The following is a 19,750-nucleotide window of genomic DNA, read 5'->3' on the forward strand; positions in this document are numbered from 1 at the left end:
CTGGACCACCTGGCCGCCGTGGTGCGTGAACACCTGGACATGCCCGCAATATACCGTTCCCTTGGATTCGCCGAACAGGCCAGCCTGCTGCGCTGAAGGCGAGGGAAGAGCAATGCCTTCGGCGACCAAGGGGAAAACCTTTCTGAAGAAAGGTTCTTCCCCCTGGACCCCCTTTCCAAAGACTTTCCCTTGCTCCAGGCCTGCGGCCTGTCGCGGGTATCGGTTTTTTGTTTTGTTTCATCCCCCCATTTCCCCCTCCCCAAAAGCAAAGGAACGGCTCCGGCCGTTCCTTTGCTTTTGGGGGCGCACCGTTGCCGCGAGTTTCGGGAGGGCGGAGCCATCCCGGAAATCGCGGCAACATGAGATCGCGCTGCCGCACGACTCCGCCTGCCCACGCCCAGACGTCCTCCCGCCGCCTGCCCCCGGCCGCGCGAAAGCGCGAGACCGGTAAATGGGGGTCCAGGGGGCCGCGGGCCTCCTGGCCGCCGGAGGCATGCTTTTACGCTTGCGGTTCGTAGCCGGAGAACACGACGCGGTCGGTGTACTCGGCCTGTTTTCCTTTGTTCCAGCGTGACACGGGCCGATAGTATCCCACGATGCGGGTATAGACTTCGGCTTCCTTGCCACAGGTGGGGCATTCAAAGTGTTCGCCCTGGATGTATCCATGTTCTTTGCACACCGAGAAGGTGGGCGTGATGGAGAGGTAGGGCAGTTTGGTTTTGGAAAACGCCGTGATGATGAAGCTTTTAAGCGCCTGGGTATCGGCCACGGCCTCGCCCAGGAAGGTGTGGAACACGGAGCCGCCGGTGTAGAGCGGCTGGAGCTGGTCCTGGTGTTCCAGGGCGAAGAGCACATCATCGGAGATGCCCACGGGCAGGGCGGTGGAGTTGGTGTAGTACGGTGTGCCGTTGCCCTGGGTGATGATGTCGGCGTAGAGTTTACGGTCGATTTTTGCGAGCCGGTAGCTGGTGCCTTCGGCCGGGGTGGCTTCCAGGTTGTAGAGGTGGCCGGTTTCTTCCTGAAAGTCCGAGGTGACGCGCTGCAGGTGTTCGAGAACGCGTCGCATGAGGCGCACGCCGGATTCGGTTTCAATACCTTTGCCGATGAGGTTCAGGCAGGCTTCGTTTCCCCCGAGCAGTCCGATGGTGGAGAAATGGCCGTTGTAGCCATTTTTCAGGTAGCGGTGGGACCAGGGGAACATGCCGTTTTTCAGGTTGTCCTCGATGAATTTGCGTTTGTATTCGAGGCTGTCCTTGGCGAGGCTGGCGTATTCGGTGATCAGGTCGAGGAATTCGTCTTCGCTTTGCGAGAGGTAGGCCAGTTTCGGCAGGTTGAGGGTGACCACGCCGATGGAGCCGGTGAGGTCGCCCGCGCCGAAGAGGCCGCCGGTTTTTTTACGCAGCTCGCGGATGTCCATTTTGAGTCGGCAGCACATGGAGCGCACGTCTTCGGGGTTGAGGTCGGAATTGATGAAGTTCTGGAAGTACGGCACGCCGTACTTGGCGGTGAGCTTGAGCAGCAGTTCGCCGATTTCCGATTCCCAGGGGAAGTCGTCCGTGATGTTGTAGGTGGGGATAGGGAAGGAGAAGATGCGCCCGTGGTGGTCGCCGTCGAGCATGACTTCCAGGAAGGCCCGGTTGATCCACTCCATTTCCTCGAGGTAATCGCCATAGGTTGCGTCTTGCAGTTTGCCGCCGATGATCACGGCTTCCTTGGCGATGTGTTTGGGGGGTACCAGGTCGAAGGTCAGGTTGGTAAAGGGGCTTTGTCCTCCCCATCGGGAGGTGGTGTTCAGGTTGAACACGAATTTCTGCATGGCCTGCCGGACTTGTTCGTAGGTCAGTCCGTCCTCGCGGATGAAGGGGGCGAGGTAGGTGTCCACGTTATTGAAGGCCTGTGCGCCGGCCCACTCATTTTGGAGCGTGCCGAGAAAGTTGACCATTTGTCCGAGAACGGAGTCGAAATGCTTGGCGGGTCCGGCCGAGGAGCGGCCTTCGAGGTTGAAGCCTTCCAGGAGCAGGTCACGCAGGCTCCATCCCGCACAATATCCGGCCAATCCAAAGGAAAGGTCATGGATGTGGAAGTAGCCGTGCTCGTGGGCGAGGCGTACTTCCTCGGGGTATTTTTCCAGGGCGTAGCGGGCCTGCACCGTACCGGAGAGGTGGAGCATGAGTCCCTGAAAGGAGTGGGTCATGTTGGCGTTTTCACTCACGCGCCAATCGGCTTTTCCAAGATATTCGTCGATGGTTTCGCGAATATCAAGGTAGGCCTGTTTTTGCTCGCGCAGTTGCCGCCGTTTTTCACGGTAGAGCACGTACCGCCGGGCCACGTCGTATTGGCGCGACTCCATGAGTACGCGTTCGACCATGTCCTGCACATGTTCCTGTTCGGGAATGGTCACGCCGTGAAGCTTGGTCTCGACTTTTCGGGCGAGGCGTTTGGAGAGAATGGGATCCTTGATTCCGCTGGCGCTCAGCGCCTTGAAGATGGCGTGGGCGATGCGGTCAGTTGACCACGTTTCCAACCGTCCGTCTCTCTTCATTATCTGCGACGGCATGCTTCCTCCTGGGGGGCACGAATTCTTGCACTTTGAGTTCGAAGCCGCGCGGCAGGAGCGTGCGGACTTCATCCATGTCCATGTTGTTGAGGGCGGGCACGCGGGTAGTGCGGAAGTAGAAGGCTTCCGGATTTTGCGCGGCCAGTTGGAAGATGGATTCCACGTTGTTCTGGGCCGTCTCCGCGTCCACGGCGTTGCCGGTGAGTTGCGGATATTTGGCGTACGGGCCTTTCACGTCCACGGCGAACACGTCCACCAGGTCTTCGTGGAGCAGGTCGCGGACCACGTCGGGGCGCATGGCGTTGGTATCGAGCTTGACGCGCATGCCGCGTTGCTTGATTTCCAGGAGCAGTTCGGCCAGCCCGGGTACGTGGGTGGGTTCGCCGCCGGTGACGGTGACGCCGTCGAGCCATTTTTTCCGCTGGTCGAGATAGGCGCGTATCGCCCATTGGGGAATGAGGGGGACGCGCTCCATGTTCCAGGCCAGTTCAAAGTTGTGGCAGGTGGGACAGAGCAGGTTGCATCCGCCCAGGAAGATCACGCAACAAGGCACGCCGGGCCAGTCGCATAGGCTGAAGCGTTCCAGGCCGCGAACGTGATTCCAAACTCCGGTAGGTTTTTGCATGTCTCTCATTGGTCTTTGGGTTTGATTCGGTTTGCCGATGGTTGTTCCGCGCCTGGCGCGAAGTCGTTGTGCCGTGTTTCCGGAATGGTTCCGGTCGGTGCCGAATTCGTGTTCGACAGCGGAAAAATCAAGCGCGGCAAACGTGCTGTGCGGCGTGTGCGCCGCTCGGAAGAGTCATAGCGCAACGTCGATTTTCTGTACAGGGGGGCGGGTTGATTTTTTGGAATACTTTGTCGCGTATACCCGTTTTAAGATGATTATACGCTGTTAGAAAAAGTCTAGAAAAGTTTTCCACAATACTGTGATCAATTCGGATGTGAAAATACAGCATCTTTTCTAGAAAGAGTTTAGAAGTTTTTTTTCACATTGAAAAAGGGGCGCCCGGCAGGCTGGGTGGGGAGCGGAAGGAACCGGCGAATGCCGGAATCCCGATGATATCAAAGGTGTTTTTGAAACGCGAGAACTGTTTTCCCATACGTGCTGTTTTTGTTTATAATATATTTATATAGTTAGTTTTTGTTGTTTGGCTGGCTGTGGACATCTGCCTCGGATAGATGTTGAAAAAAAATTCCTACTGAACAGATTGTACATAACCGCGTGTTCCCCCCGATCCCCTTTGCAAATCCGCCAAAAGCAGGTATTTCGGAGCTGGAGCGCGTTTTTGCCGAAAAGACGTGCGCAGGAGGTTTGATTTTGACTGAAGAGGAACTCAAGGAAAAAGGGTACACCCGGTTTCTGGGTACGGTCCACGCCGTGGTGTACGACTATTTTCAATGCGCGACCCCGCGCAAGGCCCGCTGGTATCACAAGGACGGCGTTTATGTGTGCCGTGGGTGCTCCCTGGGCTGTGAAACCGATGACCCCGAAGGCTTTCAGGCCTTTCTCCTTTCATGATTATGAAGCCGATGCCCCTGGTTCCCCCTGCTGTTGTTGCCTGGCCGCTGCTCGGCGTGCTGGTTTTGGTGTTTGCCTTTTTCCAGCCTGCGCCGGCCCTGGCCCAGGATCGTCAGACACGCGACATCTGTCTTTGTCGCCAGGTCATCGCCCGCACCCTGTGCAAGCGGCCCGACGAGGTGGAGTTCATCGACCGGTACATGGATGATGCCACCTACTCCTTTACCGTGTTTTACGCCAAAAAACCGGAACGCTTCATCTGCAACGTGTCCGGTAACGAAGTGCGCATCAAGGGCAAGGCCTGGTCGCCGCTGTTGCGGACCGTGCGGGTCACCCCGTCCACACAGGGGGAAGGGGACTGCATGGATCTTGATTATTTTGTGCCGGAATGCCCCAGAGGACCGGTGCGCTGCTGCGAACCGCGTCGGGCTGAGGATGTGGAGCGCGAAAAGGAACTGGATTTCTGGAATCGGCCCATACCGGATTTGCTGGAGGACGAGTTGAGCGAAGGCATTGCCGCGGAGGAAGACGAAGCCGCACCCCAGGAGGGGGAACCGGAAGCCACGCAACAACCGTGACCCTTTGGGCCGGGGAAAAATGCCGACTTCCGCTTTGGGCAGGGGGGCGGCTTTTTTTTGTGCTGTATCCCGGGCAACGCGGCTCAGCCGCGCCAGCGTAGCCAGGCTGCGCCCAGGGCCAGCGCTCCCACCCCGATCCACCAGGAGGTTTGCCCCGGCTCTGCGGGAAGACCCCAAAAGGACAGCCCCGCCACAAGAGCGGCCACGGTCCAGACCTCGGCGCACCGCGCCAGCAGAGTACGGAATTCTGTTCCTCCGGCCGAGGGCTGCATGGGCCGCAGGCGTTGGGAACGTCGTGTCGGCCCGGCTTCGACCCCGGCCCGACGCAGGGACTGAAGCTTGCGGTTGCAGTGGATGCAGAAAGGAGCATCATCAAGGTTTTCCGTCCCGCAACGGGTACAGATGATCATGTTGTTTCCTTGGCCTTTGCCGGGCGTCATGTCAACGGGCCGGGGATTTTTTCATGTTTTTTCCCTCCAGCTTTGACACCGGGCGTTATTTTTGCATAATGGAACGTCAGGGATCCCCGGAGGAATCATGAGCGAATCCGAAACAACGCCGAAGCTGGATAAAGATCAGCGTCTCAAAGCCTACCTGGACGTTCTGGAGCGGTTGCGACAGGAACGAACCAGCCTGCGCGAGGTGCTGGAGCGGGAGATATTGCTGTCCTTCATTCGCATCAACAGGGCAAATCTCAACGAATTTCCCTTGTTGGAAACCCAGCAGCGTACGGTCATCAACCTGCTCTGCCAGCGGTCCGACCATCCAGCCTATGACTATATCCATAAATTGACCGGCAATTTTCTTGTGTTGCTGAACCGGCTCTCCAAGGCCGGACCGGGCGAAGAGGATGAAAAAGGCCAGTCCACGCGTTCCAGGCTGCTGAACACCGAAACCCTGCTGATCAAGTGCATGCAGGGGATTATCTACGCCAACGGGTTGATAACGGACAACTTTGAGGAACTGGTGCTGCGCAATTTCGGCGAAGCCGCCCTGCCGGAATACAACCAGATGCTCAAGGAACATGAACTGGACCGCAATTTTTGGCAGACGTTCCTGGAACGTTTTGTGGGCGGTCCCGTGGGGCAGGCCCACCAGGAAATTCTTGCCAACAACCGCTTTCATATGAACAAGGAAGGCAATTCGCTGGTGGTGCGTTTTTCCATGGACGACGTGCTCCGGCATCTTTCGCCTTCGGAAAAGGACATCGACAAGACACGCATCCAGACCGCGTTTGAACAGCGCAGTCGGGGGTATGAGGGGCGGCGGACCTTGCGGTTGGTGACCAACTGTCTTGCCCGCGGCCTTTCGTTCATTCCGCGGGAGGCCATCACGAGTTCGGACGTGGAAAGCCTGGCGCGCATCGCCTGTGTGGACGACGTGAGCCAGCAGTTCCGCATCGCCTATCAGGAGCGGATGCAGCGCCGGGAACAAGCGGATCTGGATCCTGATGATGAGACCGAGCATAAGCTGAACTTTAATTTTTTGATGGAACAGGTGGTGGCCACGGGCGTGGGCGCGCTCATCGGTGTGTCCCAGACCCGGTCGGAATTTTCCGCCGCGCTCACCAATTTTATCCATGAACAGGCCGGCACCATGCAGCTGCTGGGCAAGGATCTGAGCCTGACGAATCTACAGCGGGTGCTTTCCGGCGTGTTGGAGGATCACTTTCTGCAACGGGTTCGCCTCCAGGTGGAGAACGAAGGGGGCATCCAGGTACTCAAGTCCAGGGTGCGCCGCTCTTCCCTGACCCAGGTCCGGGCCTTGAAGGACAAGGGACTTACCCGCATCCGAAAAAACAAGCTCTGGCGAAAGGATCCGGCCAATCCGGAGATGCTGCTCTTCCGGGTGCGCAACGCCGCGGAACTGGCCAAGCTCTGCCGCATGTTGCAATTGGAACCCGAGCTGCTCGCCGACGTAACCCGGCTTTGGCAGGCCGAGTCTTTCAAGGTGGGCATCATGTTGGTGGTGGACCTGGCGGCCATGTCCCGGCGGACCACCAATCTGGCTTTGCGGCTCAAGGAATTGCTGACCCGGCTTGGATTGGTCAAGCCGGAACCGGTCCGCAAGGAGGGTGAGGAAACCCCTGAAGCGGACGGGACGGCGGAAAACGAGGATGCGCCGTCTCCAGCGCCGACCACGGAGCAGGACGAAGCTGCCGGGGGCGCAGAAGAAAATTCAAAGAGCGCGCCGCAGGAAGGGAACACGGAATCCGAGGAACCTTCGGATGCCGCTCTGGAGGAAGGCGCGGCCTGGCCCGCATCCCCAGATGCGGACCCCGGGGGCGCGGAAGCTGCCGAACCCGAGAAATCAACGGGTTGATGGGCCAAAAAAAACCGCCTCTGTCGCCAATACGGACAGGGGCGGTTTTTTTGCGTCAGCGCGGATCAGACAAAAACAATGGTTTTATTTCCATCCACGAGCACGCGGTCTTCCAGGTGCCATTTGACGGCGCGGGACAAGACCTGCCGTTCAATATCCTGACCGAGTACCTTGAGTTCCTCAAGGTTTTGGCGGTGGGAAACCCGGATCACGTCCTGTTCGATGATCGGACCCTGGTCCAGTTCTTCCGTAACGTAGTGCGCCGTGGCGCCGATGAGCTTGACGCCGCGTTCCGCGGCCCGGCGGTACGGATCCGCGCCCACGAACGCAGGCAGGAACGAATGGTGGATGTTGATGACGCGGTTGGGGTAGCGCTGCACGAATTCCGGTTGGAGAATTTGCATGTAGCGGGCCAGCACCACCAGGTCGGCGTTGCCGTCCAACAGTTCCAGCATCCGCGCCGTGGCGTCCTCGCGGTGGTCCTTGTCCACGGGGACATGGAAAAACGGCACGCCAAAGGTGCGTACCGCATTGCCCAGGTCCGTGTGGTTGGAGATGACCATGGTCACGTTCATGGGCAGTTCGCCCCGTTGGGCGCGCCAGAGCAGGTCCATGAGACCATGGTCCAGGCGGGAAACCAGCATGGCCACCTGTTTTTTGATCCAGGCGGGTTGCAGGGTCCATTCCATGCCGAACGGTTCGGCCACTTCATGGGCGAATTCCTTGGCCAGTTCGTCCAGTTTTCCTTCCAGTCCCTGCATGTAGAATTCCTGGCGCAGGAAAAAACGGCCCCCTTCCGGGTCCGTGGAGTGCTGGTCCGAGTGGATGATATTGGCGCCGCGGTCGAACAAAAATCTGGAGGTGCGGGCCACGATGCCCGGCTGGTCGTCGCAGGTGGCGAGGAGCCGGGCCGTGCTGCGGGCTATGGCAGGCATGGCTATTTCCAAAATAACAGCGTCCCGCGCGGGGAACGCCGGTTGCAGGTAGGGAACATGGGCGCTGGGCGCCGCCTCAAACCGAGCCGACATACAAGCACAAGCCGTCAACGCCGTCCAGTGTTATGCTGGCCGGCGTTTCGGGCGGATGAGCCTGGCCTTGTGCGGGCAGTGCGATGCGCTCCTATGCTTCGTGTCCGTGGGGCCGCGAAACCGGATATCCCCGAGGATCGGGCTATTCTTCCCGCTTGCGCGAGGTGTAGTCCTTGCGGTTGCGTCCCCATTTTTGGTAGCGACCCACGGCGTCGTTATGCTCGCGCAACGTCTTGGAAAAATGGTGCGTGCCGTCGCCTTTGGCCACGAAGAAGAGATAGTCGTGGTCCTGCGGGTCGGCAGCGGCCTGGAGCGCGGCCTTGCCGGGCGAACAGATGGGACCGGGCGGCAGCCCGTCGTGCTGGTAGGTGTTGTACGGGTTTTCGCCGTCCAATAGATGCTTTTGCCGTAGATTGCCGTTAAAGGACGGTCCCAGCCCGTAGATGATGGTGGGGTCGGCCTGCAGGCGCATGGGGCGGCGCAACCGGTTGGCGTAGACCCCGGCGATGGCGGGGCGTTCCGAGGGATCGCCGGTTTCCTTTTCCACAATGGAAGCCAGGGTGACCAGTTCGTGGAGTTTGTCGGGTTCCGGTAGTTCGCCCAGGGCTTGCTTGGCGTTTTTGAAGAATTCGCGGATCATCATTTCCACAACGCTGCGGGCCGAGCTTTCCCTGGCACGGGTGAGCATGTAGGTTTCGGGAAAGAGATAGCCCTCGGCGGAGTCCGCGGGGATGTGGAACCGGGCCAGCAGCTCGGGATCGTGGACGGCTTCGTCGAATTCCGCATAGGAACCCAGTTCGGCCTGTTCCACCAGCTTGGCCACCTGCCACCAGGGCAGGCCTTCGCGCACGGTGAAGCGGTGCAGGATGCCCGGGGTGGAGGTGATGGTGGTGAGAATTTTTTCCGGGAGCCAGCCGGTATGGAGCAGGAATTCTCCGGCCTTGGCCGATCCTGTGAGTCCGCGATCCTCGGCCAGAGCCAGGAATTGTTTGACGTCGGTGATGAGGTTTTCCTTGCGCAGGTCGCGGGCAATACCCAGGAAGCCGCTGCCCGGTTCGATGACGAAGCGTACTTCCTGTCCCGGATCCTCGGGCGGGATGTTCAGAAAGGTCCACGCCCTGTAGAGAAACCAGGAGCCGACGGCCATCATGCCCAAACAGAGCACGATGCCCGCGAAGCCTATGTAGCGCAGGGCCGGTTTGTTGCCAGCCACGTCTCCAGGATGATCACCGCCGCCTGGCTGTCCAGCCGGGCCTTTCGTTTCTTGCCGCACAGTCCGGCCTCCTTGAGTCGCTCCTCGGCTTCGGCCGAGGTCAGGCGTTCGTCCACGAGTTCAATGGGCAGGGGGGTCCGTCGCCCCAATCGCTGGGCAAAGTTGCGCGCCTGTCGCGTTGTTTCCGTATCCGACCCGTCCAGCGCCAGGGGCAGCCCCACCACGATGTGCTCCACGCCTTCGCCGTCGATGACGTCGAGAAGTTCCTTGAAAAACTTGTCTTTCGTTGTGCGGACAATGGCGGATCGGGGAAAGGCCATGGTTCCTTCCGGGTTGCTTATGGCCAGGCCCACCCGTTTCAGCCCGAAGTCGATGCCCAATGCGCGCATGCTGCTCCTTATTTGGATTTTCCCGTGAAATCGGTCCGTTGTCAAGTCGGTCAGGGACGAACCGTCAGGCTGCGGCCTTTTGTGGAACCTTGTTCCAGCAGGGTTTTGAGTTCTCGCTTCCAGCGAGGACCGCCCGCAAGCAGGGCCAGATATTCCACAGTGTGCAGCACGGGATTGGACCGGCCCATGAGCAGAAGCGAACGCTTGATGCCGCTTCGGCAGGAGGGGCAGCCCACGACCACGGGCCGTTCCCGGTCGCTCTGCATCAGATCCTGTTCCAATCGTTGCGTCTTGCGGTGACGCACGCGGTTGAAGATTTCCGGGCTGGTCACTGCGCCGGTGCCGGACTCGCCGCAACAACCCGGCGAGAGGTCGGGCTTGGTGCCGATCATTTCGGCCAGTGCCGAGCGGTAGACCTCGGGTGCCTTGTTTTTGACCTGTCCCACCCATTCGGCGTGGCAGGCCGCGTGGTAGAGCGGGGATTGGGGCGCGGGCGAAAGATCCTCCATGCCCAGCTCATGCAGATATTGCATGGCATCCAGGTGGCGGAGCGGATCCACCAGTTCTGCGGACAGGTCGTAGCTTTCCAGGGATTCCCGGCAGGTTCCGCAGGCCGTGAGCAGCGTCGTGGCCTTGAGTCCGGCGCGTCCCGTGGTGATCAGCGTGTCGATGAGCGCCTGCCGGGTGCGGTGCCTGTTGGTCTTGAAGGCTTCGGCGGCCCCAGCCGCGAGCAAGGGATAGCCGCAGCACAGATGCTGCTCGGGCAGCACCACGTTGACCTTGGCGCGCAGCAGCAGATACAGGGTCGCCAGACCAATGGAACGGGAAAAAAGACCGCCGCCGCAGCCCGGGAAATAGATCACGGTGCGGTCTGTGGGCGCGTCTTCGCATTTGAACACGTTGCGCCGTTCCAGGGAAAGCTCCTGGGCCAGACTGGTGAAGTCCAGGGCCGGTCCTGGTCCCTGGAGCACCGGAGAAGTCATGCGCCGCCGCCAGATGCCCGGAACCAGGCCGATGGTCCGGTTGGCGAGGGACTGGCCCAGGGAAAAGGTCTTGGCCGCCATGGGCAGCCGTTTGGCCGGATCCTTGGCCAGGTAGTGCAGCACCTTTTCCTTGACCGCGTGACCGCCCATGCCCTTGTAATCCAGGAAGGCGCGCACGCTCAGGGCGGCTCCGGCGGAGTCGATCTTCACCGGGCAGACCGCGGTGCACTTGCCGCAGGCCGTGCAATGTTCCATCAGCTCGCGCAGCTGGGCGAGGAGTTCGGGCGCGGGTTGGCCCAGTTGGAGCTGGGAATAGTAGACCGCCTCAATGAGTGCGCCCAGGGCGATGTTTTTATTGCGCGGATGCGCTTCCAGCCCCTGTTGCGGGTAGTACATGGGGCAGACCTGTTTGCATTTGCCGCAGCGGGTGCAGGTTTGCACGTTTTTCAGCAGTTCCGTGAGGTGCTCGCGGTCCTTGAGTGCGGTCTGGTCCAGATCCTGAATAAGCCTGTTGAAGGAGAAGGTGTAGGGTTTGCCCGGCAGTTCCCGGCGGGTGAGTTTGCCCGGATTGAGCACGCCCTTGGGGTCCACCTGTTCCTTGTAATGGCGCAGGGCATCGATCTTTTCCCGGCTCTGGAAGGCGATCTTGGTGATGCCGATGCCGTGTTCGCCGCTGACTTCCCCGCCGATCTTGAGCACATAGCCAAAGACCTCTTCGGCGGCCTGATGCGCTTCGGCCAGCATGTCCGCGTCGTTGGAGTTCACCGGGATGTTCACATGGCAGTTGCCGTCCCCGGCATGCATGTGGTTGGCGATGACGATGCGCGTTGCCAGCAGGTTTTGAAAGATGTCCTTCAGGGCGCGGTCCTGTTTGGGGTAGGCCTCGCGCAGTGCCTGGAACAGATAACGGGTCTGGGCCTCCTGCTCCACATCGGAGATATCCGCGGCGGTGATGCGTTCGTTGAGAATGCCCTGAACGCGCTGTTTGGCCTCCACAATGCGCGGATCCTCGTATTGTACGCCGTGCAGGGTTGTGGCCTTGGACAGGGCGCGGCGGTAGGCCCGGGCCAGATACTGAAGGTTCAGGTTTTCCAGAAAATCGGAAAAATCCGGGATGGCCTGCAACGGGATGACCACGTCCTCGTTGACTTTGAATCCCGACGTGCGTTTGGCGATGGCCGAGAGTTTGTGCCGGTCTTCCCAAAAGAGTTCGGCTTCGCGGTCGTCCCGGGCCGCAAAGATGTCCACCCCGTCATAGGGCTGGGCCAGGGAGACCACCGTGTCCACGGCCTCGTCCAGGGCTTGCTTGTGATCCGAATCCAGTTGCAGCAGGATCACGCTGATGGGGTCGCCTTCGTATTGCTCGGATTTGTTGGCGTATTCGATGGCCTGCACGTATTTGGAGTCGAAGTGTTCCAGGGCGGAAACCTTGACCAGGTCGCCCTGCTCCCGGATGCGGTTGCGCAGGCCCACCACGTCGTTGATCACCAGCACGGCGTTGCGCATGGACCGGCCGTAGAACTCCAAGCAGAGCGTGCGGGAATAGGCGGGCTTGGGATAGAGCACAAAGCAGGCTTCAGTGATAACGCCGTCCACCCCTTCCTTTTGTACGCCGGGCAGACCGCCCAGGAACTTATTGGAAACGTCCTTGCCCAGTCCGGGTTTGCGCAGTTCGTCCCCGCGCAGGGAAACGGTGTGCAGCAGGGCGCCGGTTGCATCGTGGATTTCAAAAACAGCCCGGCCGTCCTCGAAGATTTTGTGTCGGGGGTGGTCCTTGCGGGAAACCTGGATGATTTCGCCCGTGGGCGTGACCATACGGTAGGAGAACAGGTTGTCGATGGTGGTGCCGTATTCAAAGGCAAAGGGACCGCCCGCGTTTTCCGCCACGTTGCCGCCCAGGCTGGACGCGGCTTTGGAGGCGGGGTCCACGGTGAGGATCAGACCGTGCTCAGCCACGGCGCGGATGGCGTCCAGGGTGATGACCCCGGTCTGGGCGCACAGCAGCCGGTTTTCGGTGTCGATGTCCAGAATGCGTTTCATGCGGGAAAGGGAGAGGATGGCGGTGCGTCCGTGCAGGGGGACGGCCCCGCCCGTGAGTCCTGTACCGCCGCCGCGGGGAATCAGGGAAAAGCCCATTTCCCCGGCCAGCCGCACGATGCCCTGGACTTCCTTTTCCGAGGAAGGGAAGAGCACCAGCATGGGCAGCTCCAGCCGCAGGTCCGTGGCGTCCGTGGCCGAGGCCACCAGCTGATGGGGCGAGGAACCAACGGCCTCCTTGGGCAGCACCGTGTGCAGTTTCTGGATCACGTCCTCGCGGAAGCGCTGGTCCGCCTTGTAGCGGTTCCAGAATTCCTGGACCGCTGCCTCAAGAATTTTGGGGTATTCGCCCGAGAGCATGGGGCGGGACATGTCCAAACGGCGGGACACGCTTTTTTTGACCTGGTCGGAATCCACAAACGGATTGTAGCGCACCAGGAACAGTTCGGCCGCCAGATTGGCGGCCAGTTGACGCACGGCTTCGGGCCAGTGGGCCACCTGTTCCAGGTCGGTGACGCCGAGAATCTTGGTGAGCAGATCCTCGTCGGGAATGGAAATATGGGGTCCAAGTTCGGGCATGGTTCGTTATCCTCCGGGGCGGGAATGCGTCGGCGCAAGGCGGGCCGAAACGGCCGGGAAAGGGTGTTTGAAAAAAGGAGCCGACGGCAAAGGAGGAATATAGGGACCGCGGGGGCGATTGGCAAGGCCGGAAAAAACCATGTTTACGGCGGGGGCTTGGAGCAGGCCGGACGAATCGGGGCATAGCTGTGCTTCTGGACAGCCGGGAACGCAGGCGCTACAAGGAAAGGCTTCACGGCTTCGGAGCGAGCGGAGCCGGTTTGTTCGTCAATCATGGCGTCCCGGGAACAGGGACGCTTCCGTCAACATGGCCGAGGTTTTGACCCATGAGCACCCAGGATTTTGCCGCGCTAAAGTTGTTCATCACCGGTCCCACGTTGCTGCGTCCGGAGGTTCGTCAGGCCGGGACGTTGCCCGAGTTCGGGCATCGGGATTCGGAAAACCTCAAGCGTCTGGAACCGGCCATGCACTGGCTGGCCGAGCTGGCCGACGCCGGGGACCAATATACGCCGGTTCTTTTTTTGGGATCCGGTTCCACGGGGTTGGAAGCGGCGGTGCGTTCCCTGGTGGCCGAGGACGAGACCGTGCTCAATGTCTCCGTGGGCGCGTTCGGTGATTTGTTCCATTCCATGGCCGTCGCCAACGGCAAACGGGCGGTCCAGCTGAAATTCGACATGGGCCGGGCCATTGACCTGGACGAGCTGGACCGCGCCCTGACCGAGCACCGGCCCGGGGTGGTCACCTTCACGCACAATGAAACGTCCACGGGCGTGATCAACGACATCCACGCCGTGACCGAATTGGTGCGGCGACGCGGCGCGTTGTCCGTGGTGGACGGGGTATCCATCTTCGGCGGCACGGAACTGGGGCTGAAGGATTCGGGCATTGCCATGTATTGTTCGGCCACGCAGAAAAGCCTGGCCCTGCCTGCGGGGTTCGGCATCGGTTTGATCCATGCCGAGGCCGCGGAAAAGGCTGCCCGTGTAACCAATAAAGGCCACGGATCCGACATTCTCAAGCATTTGGACAAGGCCCGCAAATTCCAGACGCTCAGCACGCCCAATACCACGCTGGCCAACCAGCTGTATGTACAATTGCGGTACATCATGGAGGAAGAGGGCATGGCCCGGCGGTTTGCCCGGCATCGGGCCATGCGGGAAATGGTGGCCCGATGGGTGGACGGCCTGGAAGGGTTCCGGCTTTTTGCCCAGGAGGGCTTCCGCTCTCCGGCCCTGACCACGGTGCAGGTGCCGGACGGCGTGAGCGTGCAACAGCTCAAACAAGTGAAGGAAACCATGCGTGCTCGGGGCTACCTCTTTGATCCCGGGTACGGCAAGTTGAACACCGAGCTGGAAGCCTCGGGCCGCGCCCCGATTTTTCGCGTGGGACACATGGGCGACATTACTCCTGCCATGCTGGAAGAATACCTTGGGGAACTGGGCGAGGTGCTTGCCGCGCTGTAATCCGGCCGCACGCCGCAGCATGCATGCAAACCCCGGGCAAACGGATGCTCGGGGTTTTTGTTTTGCCGCGTGTCCGTTTTCCGGCTGGGAGCGTTAGTCCGCGTCCAATTCGTCCAAAATGGCGGTGAGCGCTTTCTCCACCCCGGTGGCCTGTTCATAGGCGTGGTCGTACAGCTCGGCGATAACGTCCTTTTGCCGGGCCAGGGGGGAGACCCCGGAGATAACGGCCTTATCCACCATCTCTCCGGTGGATTCAGAGCTGATGACCAGATGGTAGTTGGCCTGAGGTGCTGGAATGGACCCGTCGGCCTCGGGCAGGGGCGGGGTTTCCTGACAGCGGAGCTTGACGACATAGCCCGCCAGGGAAGTGCGCACATCGCTCCGATCCGGTCCGGTCGTCCAGGTCAGACGGTCGGCAAGAGTTCTGCGGTGCAGTTTGCCGATCAATTCCCCCATCATCATGCTGCGACGTTCCAACTTGGTGGACATTCGTTTCCTCCAGGATCAACGGTTCGATATCGATGTAGCCTTGGGCGCGTGTGACCGTCAACCACGCTCAGGCCCGGTGTGGCCTTCGTCGGCTTTGGTCCCAGTGAGTGCGTTGTCGCGGCGTTGCAGCAGCCTTCGGCCCCAGGCCGCCTGTCCCAGTGATATGCAGGCGTCACCGGGCGGCACAAGTCGGTGGGTCAGGGGGGAAAGTCCGCGTTTCTTTAAGGCGTGGGGCAGTTCCCGTGCCAGGGTCAGGTTTTGCATCACCCCGCCGGAAAGGGCCACATGGTCCAGGCCTTCGGTGGTTGCGAAGTGAGAGGCCATGTCCGCCAGGCCCGTGATCAGCCCCAGGTGGAAGCGGCGGGCCACCACGCCGGGGGAGGCTCCGTTGCGCAGGTCGTCCCGGCAGGCGCGGAACAGACGCAGGGTATCCAACACAGTGGGCGCGTCCGGTTTCAGCGCGGGGAGCAGGGGGCAGGCGTACCCCGTGGACTCGCGCATGTCCTGGGCCGCTTCCAGCAGGATGGCTGCCTGTCCTTCGTAGGTGATGGCGTGGGTCAGCCCCAGCAGGGCGGCCACAGCGTCGAACAGCCGTCCACAGCTGGTTGTCTGGGGACAATTCAGGCCGCGTTCCAGCATTTGAGGGAGAAAGCGGCAGGCTTGGGCGTGGTCCGCATACCAGGACCACTGCTCGGGGAGCGGTTCCCGTTCATCCAGGTTCCAAAGCATGGCCTGGGCCACGCGCCAAGGCTCGCGCACGGCAGCCTCGCCCCCGGGCAGGGCGCAGGGCGAAAAATGGGCCAGCCGCCGCGACTCCAGGGTATCGGAATCCACGAACAGGCATTCCCCGCCCCAGATGGTGCCGTCCTCGCCGTAGCCCGTGCCGTCCAGGGCCAGACCGATGACCGGACCCTGGTGGCGGTGTTCGGCCAGTACCGCGTGGATGTGGGCCATGTGGTGTTGCAGGCCGCGGAGCGGCAACGGATCTCGTCCCTGCTCGCGTCCCAGGGATTCAGCCAGTTCCCTGGCTTCCCGGGTGGTCATGTAGTCCGGGTGCAGGTCGTGCACGATGAGTTCGGGATCCACCTGTAACACGCCCCGCAGGTGGACCGCGATTTCCCGGTAAAATTCCAGTACGGAAAGGTGGTTCATGTTGCCGATGTGCTGGGACGGGAAGGCTTGGTCGCCCTTGGTGAGGCAGAGGGTGGCCTTGAGTTCCGGCCCGGTCCCCAACACGCAGGGCGCTGCGTTGCCTCGTGCGGGCGGCAGGAACACCGGGGAGGGGGTGAAGCCCCTGGCCCGGCGCATGAACAGCAGGCCGCGTTCCTCCAACGGACTGTTCTGATCCGGGAGACGTTCTTCCGAGGCAAGCGGCGCGGGTCGCAGCACGGAGTCATCCGTGCGGATGAGGATGTCGCGGTCGTGCAGCAGAAAGCGGTCCGCCACGCCCGCAAGCCGTTTAACGGCCTCGCGGTTGCCCAGGCAGATGGGGTCGCCGCCATGATTGCCCGAGGTCATGACCAGGGCCGGGGTGCCGCCCTGTTCGGCAAAGAGTTCCAGAAGCACGTGATGCAGCGGGGTGTAGGGCAGCATCAGGCCCACATAGGGCGTGTCCGGGGAAATGTTCGGGACCAGGGGGGTGTCTGGGCGTGCGCGCACCAAAGTGATGGGACGTTCCCGGCATTGCAGCAGCGCGGCCGCGTGCTCGTCGATTTCGGCCAGGGCGCGGGCGGTGTTGAGGTCTGGAACCATGACCGCCAGAGGCTTGTGGGGCCGGTTTTTGCGTTCGCGGAGCAGGGCAACGGCTTGGGCGGATGTGGCGTCGCAGACCAGATGAAAGCCACCCAATCCCTTGACCGCTGCGATGATGCCGGATCCGTGGGCCAGTTCTTTGGCCAGGACGTCCAGGGCTGCCGGGCCTTCTTCCAGGGTGTTGCCCTGGGCGTCGGTGAACCAGACCTTGGGTCCGCAGACCGGGCAGGCGTTGGGCTGGGCATGGAAGCGCCGGTCCAGGGGGTCGTCGTATTCGGCCTGGCAGTCCGGACACATGGGAAAACAGGCCATGGAGGTGACGGGCCGGTCGTAGGGGATGGAACGGGTGATGGTCCAGCGGGGACCGCAATTGGTGCAATTGGTGAAGGGATAGCGGTAGCGCCGGTTGGCGGGATCGCGCATTTCCGCGAGGCAGTCGTCGCAGGTCGCCATGTCTGGGCTGATCAGCACGCTGTGGCCTTTGCCGGCGCTGCTGGCGCGGATGCGGAATTCGCTTTCGCCGTTTTCTTCGGGCAGCTCGCGCACGTCCAGGTCCACAATGCGGGCCAGTGGCGGTAGGGTGTGCACCAGATCGTTACCAAAGCCGTCCACGGCCGCGGCCGGTCCTTGCACTTCGATGATCACGCCTTCGGAACCGTTGCGTACCGAGCCGGTGAGCGCGTTGTTCAGGGCGGTGCGGTAGACGAAGGGGCGAAAGCCCACGCCCTGGACCTGGCCGTTGACCACGTAGCGGCGGCGAATGATTGTGTTGGGCATGGACCTGGTCATAAACCCGCGTCAGCGCGGTGACAAGGGGGCGGATGCACCTTAGCCGGAGCCGGGGGCGTCCAGTGCGGGTACCACGGCACAGAGACCGGCCAGCACCGGCTCGAAAATGGAGCGGTGTTGATTGTTGAAGCGGAATTCCAACTCCTTGAGATATAGAGCAAAGCGTTGACAAGAGATGCCTCGGAAGCTGCGCAGGCGGTCCTTGGCCATGAGCCAGAAGTCATCCTTGATCTCGTCGATGTGTGGCGGGGAGTCGGAGCGCCGAATCACGCCATAGGGCAGGGTGTCGTTGCCGCAAAAAATCAAGGCAGCATAGTCCCGGTATTTGTCGGTATACACCAGATTGCCGGAACGCTGGAGCTTGAGGTGGAAGTTCAGATGAAAATGGAACACGGTTTCGGCTTGAAAACCGGGCATGAGGTCCACAAAGGCCAGATCGCCCTGCCGGAGCAGGCCGAATACGGGAATGGTATCCTGGCGCATGCGTTTGGGACCGCCTGTGAGCCGATTGCCCTTGAGATAGTGGCTCAGGCCGGTTTCCGGTCCCAGGAGTTGGGGCGCGTCCGCGGAGTGGGCCAGAATGGCGAAGCGGATGGCCGTGAGTGCTTTGTAGACCGTGTTGTAGGACAGGTTCAGGGCGTCCTTGATGCGGTGGGGGGAATCCTCGCGCACGAACATGGCCGTGAGTTGCAGCCATTGCACGGCGGTGAGGGCACCGTTGTTGATCCAGCGCCCGCTGAAGGGCTGAAAGGTGTACTTGCATCCGGAACAGCGCAGCCGTCCCCCGGAAAGGGTGTAGATGCGGTCTTCCCCGCAGCGGGGGCAGACCGGGTATCCGTCGGGCTGGCAAAAGCGCAGCAGATATTCTCTGGCCGCGTCTTCGTCGTTAAGGAGCCGTTCCAAATCGGACGGTGCATCGGCGGTCGTGTCGCGATCCTGCCGGAGCATGGGAGTCCTCCCGGTGAGGGCGTGGCCCGCAGCCACGCCCGTCATTGTGTTTCCGTACATGGCGGCAAAGGACATGCCGTTTTTGGGGTTGTCGCCATGGAGCACTAAAACCCCCAGGCACAATACGTGGGACGGGAATAGCCCTGCTCCCGGGCCAGGTAGTCCAGCACCAGGGAGCCGAGATCATCGTATTCCGGCACGGGAACACGGTCCAGTTCCCGAAAGTCCAATGTCTTGGTGTAGTGGTTGCAGTCCGTACACACGTCCACGCGCACGCCGGAAACTTCCGGGGCAGTGAAGAACTTGAGCCGTTCCTGTTCGTCGGTTCCGCAGACCGGGCAGGCCAGACGGCGGATGCGGAATTCATGACGGCAGAAGGAGCACAGCGCGTGCCGGAAGCCTTGCTTTTCTCGCAGGACGGAAACCAGGGGCAGGCCGCCGCAGATGGGGCAGGTGCCGTTGGTCCAGGTCTTGACGTCGGGCAGCCGCTGGGCCAGGGCGCGGGAGGCCGCACGAATGCCTGGCAGCAGGGCGTTGTAGGCCACGAAGTAGGCGGTTCGGGGCGATTCGGGCCACTGCTCGGCCCAGTGTTGGAAAAAGGCGTTGTCCTCGAACACGTACCCGAGCAGTTCGGCGGGGGAAGGGGCGTTGTTGTCCAGGCTTTGGCGCAAGGCCCGGGCTGACTCTCCCAGGGGATCCTTGGCGCGGCAGGCCAGATCCAGCACCTTGGGCAGCAGGGCCAGGGCATGGTCCATGTTCAGGGGAAATTGGGAGCGCTCCAGCAGGGGGCGGCCTTTGAGTACTTCCTCTGCGGAGGCGAGTTGTTCCGCCGTGGGCAGGAGGATTTCCGGGCCGTCGTGGGCCTCGGCCTGGAGGGCGTCGACGTTGGTGAGCAGTTCCAGCAGGTCTTCGGGGATGTAGCCCTGTTGCCGGATGCGACGGACCGCGGATTCACGGTGTGGACCGGAAGAAGGCGTGGATTGCGTGGAAATGCCGTTCATGTTGCCTCGCTTGGCCGCCCTGATGGACGGCGCTTGGCTTGGGCGTCCCGGCAGGTCGCGACCGGATCAAAGAGTTTGATCGGGTGCTTTAGGAACGCAAGGA

The 19,750-nt window shown here is 61.4% G+C and carries 15 protein-coding genes; 4 read left to right on the forward strand and 11 right to left on the reverse strand.

The window, feature by feature from the left end:
• Positions 1–499: 499 nt before the first annotated feature.
• Positions 500–2,557, reverse strand: a complete 2,058-nt coding sequence (locus B5D49_RS02280; RefSeq protein WP_144019062.1) for a ribonucleoside triphosphate reductase — start codon at positions 2,555–2,557, stop codon at positions 500–502.
• Positions 2,505–3,182: an anaerobic ribonucleoside-triphosphate reductase activating protein gene (locus tag B5D49_RS02285; protein WP_144019063.1), complete on the reverse strand. Its 678-nt coding sequence runs from the start codon at positions 3,180–3,182 to the stop codon at positions 2,505–2,507. Before B5D49_RS02285 ends, B5D49_RS02280 begins: the two co-directional genes overlap by 53 nt.
• 693 nt (positions 3,183–3,875) lie before the next feature.
• Here B5D49_RS02285 and B5D49_RS02290 point away from each other — a divergent pair.
• Both B5D49_RS02290 and B5D49_RS02295 read left to right on the forward strand, forming a co-directional pair.
• On the forward strand, positions 3,876–4,076 hold the full coding sequence (locus B5D49_RS02290) for a DNA-binding protein (protein WP_078716399.1): 201 nt from the start codon (positions 3,876–3,878) through the stop codon (positions 4,074–4,076).
• Positions 4,073–4,654: a hypothetical protein gene (locus B5D49_RS02295; protein ID WP_144019064.1), complete on the forward strand. Its 582-nt coding sequence runs from the start codon at positions 4,073–4,075 to the stop codon at positions 4,652–4,654. Before B5D49_RS02290 ends, B5D49_RS02295 begins: the two co-directional genes overlap by 4 nt.
• Before the next feature lie 83 nt (positions 4,655–4,737).
• On the opposite strand, the gene B5D49_RS02300 is transcribed toward B5D49_RS02295, so the two are convergent.
• A complete protein-coding gene (locus B5D49_RS02300; RefSeq protein WP_159447107.1) occupies positions 4,738–5,064 on the reverse strand; it encodes a zinc ribbon domain-containing protein in 327 nt (108 codons plus the stop codon).
• 127 nt (positions 5,065–5,191) lie between these two features.
• On the opposite strand from B5D49_RS02300, the gene B5D49_RS02305 reads away from it, so the two are divergent.
• Entirely contained in the window at positions 5,192–6,976 is a 1,785-nt protein-coding gene (locus tag B5D49_RS02305) for a hypothetical protein (protein WP_078716054.1), read from the forward strand.
• Positions 6,977–7,041: 65 nt separating this feature from the next.
• Here B5D49_RS02305 and purU read toward each other — a convergent pair whose 3' ends face one another.
• From purU to B5D49_RS02325, 4 genes are all read right to left on the reverse strand, one after another.
• Positions 7,042–7,911, reverse strand: coding sequence for a formyltetrahydrofolate deformylase (purU, locus tag B5D49_RS02310; RefSeq protein ID WP_078716400.1), 870 nt, complete (start codon positions 7,909–7,911; stop codon positions 7,042–7,044).
• 235 nt (positions 7,912–8,146) lie between these two features.
• Positions 8,147–9,217: an endolytic transglycosylase MltG gene (gene mltG, locus B5D49_RS02315; RefSeq protein ID WP_234990605.1), complete on the reverse strand. Its 1,071-nt coding sequence runs from the start codon at positions 9,215–9,217 to the stop codon at positions 8,147–8,149.
• Positions 9,184–9,606, reverse strand: a complete 423-nt coding sequence (gene ruvX, locus B5D49_RS02320) for a Holliday junction resolvase RuvX (RefSeq protein WP_078716055.1) — start codon at positions 9,604–9,606, stop codon at positions 9,184–9,186. Before ruvX ends, mltG begins: the two co-directional genes overlap by 34 nt.
• Before the next feature lie 50 nt (positions 9,607–9,656).
• A complete protein-coding gene (locus tag B5D49_RS02325) occupies positions 9,657–13,205 on the reverse strand; it encodes an FAD-binding and (Fe-S)-binding domain-containing protein (protein WP_078716056.1) in 3,549 nt (1,182 codons plus the stop codon).
• 326 nt (positions 13,206–13,531) lie between these two features.
• Here B5D49_RS02325 and B5D49_RS02330 point away from each other — a divergent pair, with 326 nt between their 5' ends.
• A complete protein-coding gene (locus B5D49_RS02330) occupies positions 13,532–14,668 on the forward strand; it encodes a pyridoxal-phosphate-dependent aminotransferase family protein (protein WP_078716057.1) in 1,137 nt (378 codons plus the stop codon).
• A gap of 93 nt (positions 14,669–14,761) precedes the next feature.
• On the opposite strand, the gene B5D49_RS02335 is transcribed toward B5D49_RS02330, so the two are convergent.
• The 4 genes from B5D49_RS02335 to B5D49_RS02350 form a co-directional block, all read right to left on the reverse strand.
• The gene (locus B5D49_RS02335) at positions 14,762–15,157 is read right to left on the reverse strand and encodes a hypothetical protein (protein WP_078716058.1); all 396 of its coding nucleotides are present in this window, start codon (positions 15,155–15,157) and stop codon (positions 14,762–14,764) included.
• 57 nt (positions 15,158–15,214) lie between these two features.
• Positions 15,215–17,686: a carbamoyltransferase HypF gene (gene hypF, locus B5D49_RS02340; protein ID WP_078716402.1), complete on the reverse strand. Its 2,472-nt coding sequence runs from the start codon at positions 17,684–17,686 to the stop codon at positions 15,215–15,217.
• Between the two features lie 51 nt (positions 17,687–17,737).
• Entirely contained in the window at positions 17,738–18,646 is a 909-nt protein-coding gene (locus tag B5D49_RS02345; RefSeq protein ID WP_078716403.1) for a transposase, read from the reverse strand.
• A gap of 104 nt (positions 18,647–18,750) precedes the next feature.
• Positions 18,751–19,647, reverse strand: coding sequence for a formate dehydrogenase accessory protein FdhE (locus B5D49_RS02350; protein WP_078716059.1), 897 nt, complete (start codon positions 19,645–19,647; stop codon positions 18,751–18,753).
• Positions 19,648–19,750: the final 103 nt, after the last annotated feature.

The sequence above is a fragment of the Paucidesulfovibrio gracilis DSM 16080 genome, from assembly GCF_900167125.1.
GTDB classification, from domain to species: Bacteria; Desulfobacterota; Desulfovibrionia; order Desulfovibrionales; family Desulfovibrionaceae; genus Paucidesulfovibrio; species Paucidesulfovibrio gracilis.

Coding starts and splice junctions, on each gene's coding strand:
- B5D49_RS02280 (WP_144019062.1), bottom strand. CDS start 2,557: ATGCCGTCGCAGATAATGAAGAGAGACGGACGGTTGGAAACGTGGTCA.
- B5D49_RS02285 (WP_144019063.1), bottom strand. CDS start 3,182: ATGCAAAAACCTACCGGAGTTTGGAATCACGTTCGCGGCCTGGAACGC.
- B5D49_RS02295 (WP_144019064.1), top strand. CDS start 4,073: ATGATTATGAAGCCGATGCCCCTGGTTCCCCCTGCTGTTGTTGCCTGG.
- B5D49_RS02300 (WP_159447107.1), bottom strand. CDS start 5,064: ATGATCATCTGTACCCGTTGCGGGACGGAAAACCTTGATGATGCTCCT.
- B5D49_RS02305 (WP_078716054.1), top strand. CDS start 5,192: ATGAGCGAATCCGAAACAACGCCGAAGCTGGATAAAGATCAGCGTCTC.
- purU (WP_078716400.1), bottom strand. CDS start 7,911: ATGCCTGCCATAGCCCGCAGCACGGCCCGGCTCCTCGCCACCTGCGAC.
- ruvX (WP_078716055.1), bottom strand. CDS start 9,606: ATGCGCGCATTGGGCATCGACTTCGGGCTGAAACGGGTGGGCCTGGCC.
- B5D49_RS02325 (WP_078716056.1), bottom strand. CDS start 13,205: ATGCCCGAACTTGGACCCCATATTTCCATTCCCGACGAGGATCTGCTC.
- B5D49_RS02330 (WP_078716057.1), top strand. CDS start 13,532: ATGAGCACCCAGGATTTTGCCGCGCTAAAGTTGTTCATCACCGGTCCC.
- B5D49_RS02335 (WP_078716058.1), bottom strand. CDS start 15,157: ATGTCCACCAAGTTGGAACGTCGCAGCATGATGATGGGGGAATTGATC.
- hypF (WP_078716402.1), bottom strand. CDS start 17,686: ATGCCCAACACAATCATTCGCCGCCGCTACGTGGTCAACGGCCAGGTC.
- B5D49_RS02345 (WP_078716403.1), bottom strand. CDS start 18,646: ATGCTCCGGCAGGATCGCGACACGACCGCCGATGCACCGTCCGATTTG.
- B5D49_RS02350 (WP_078716059.1), bottom strand. CDS start 19,647: ATGAACGGCATTTCCACGCAATCCACGCCTTCTTCCGGTCCACACCGT.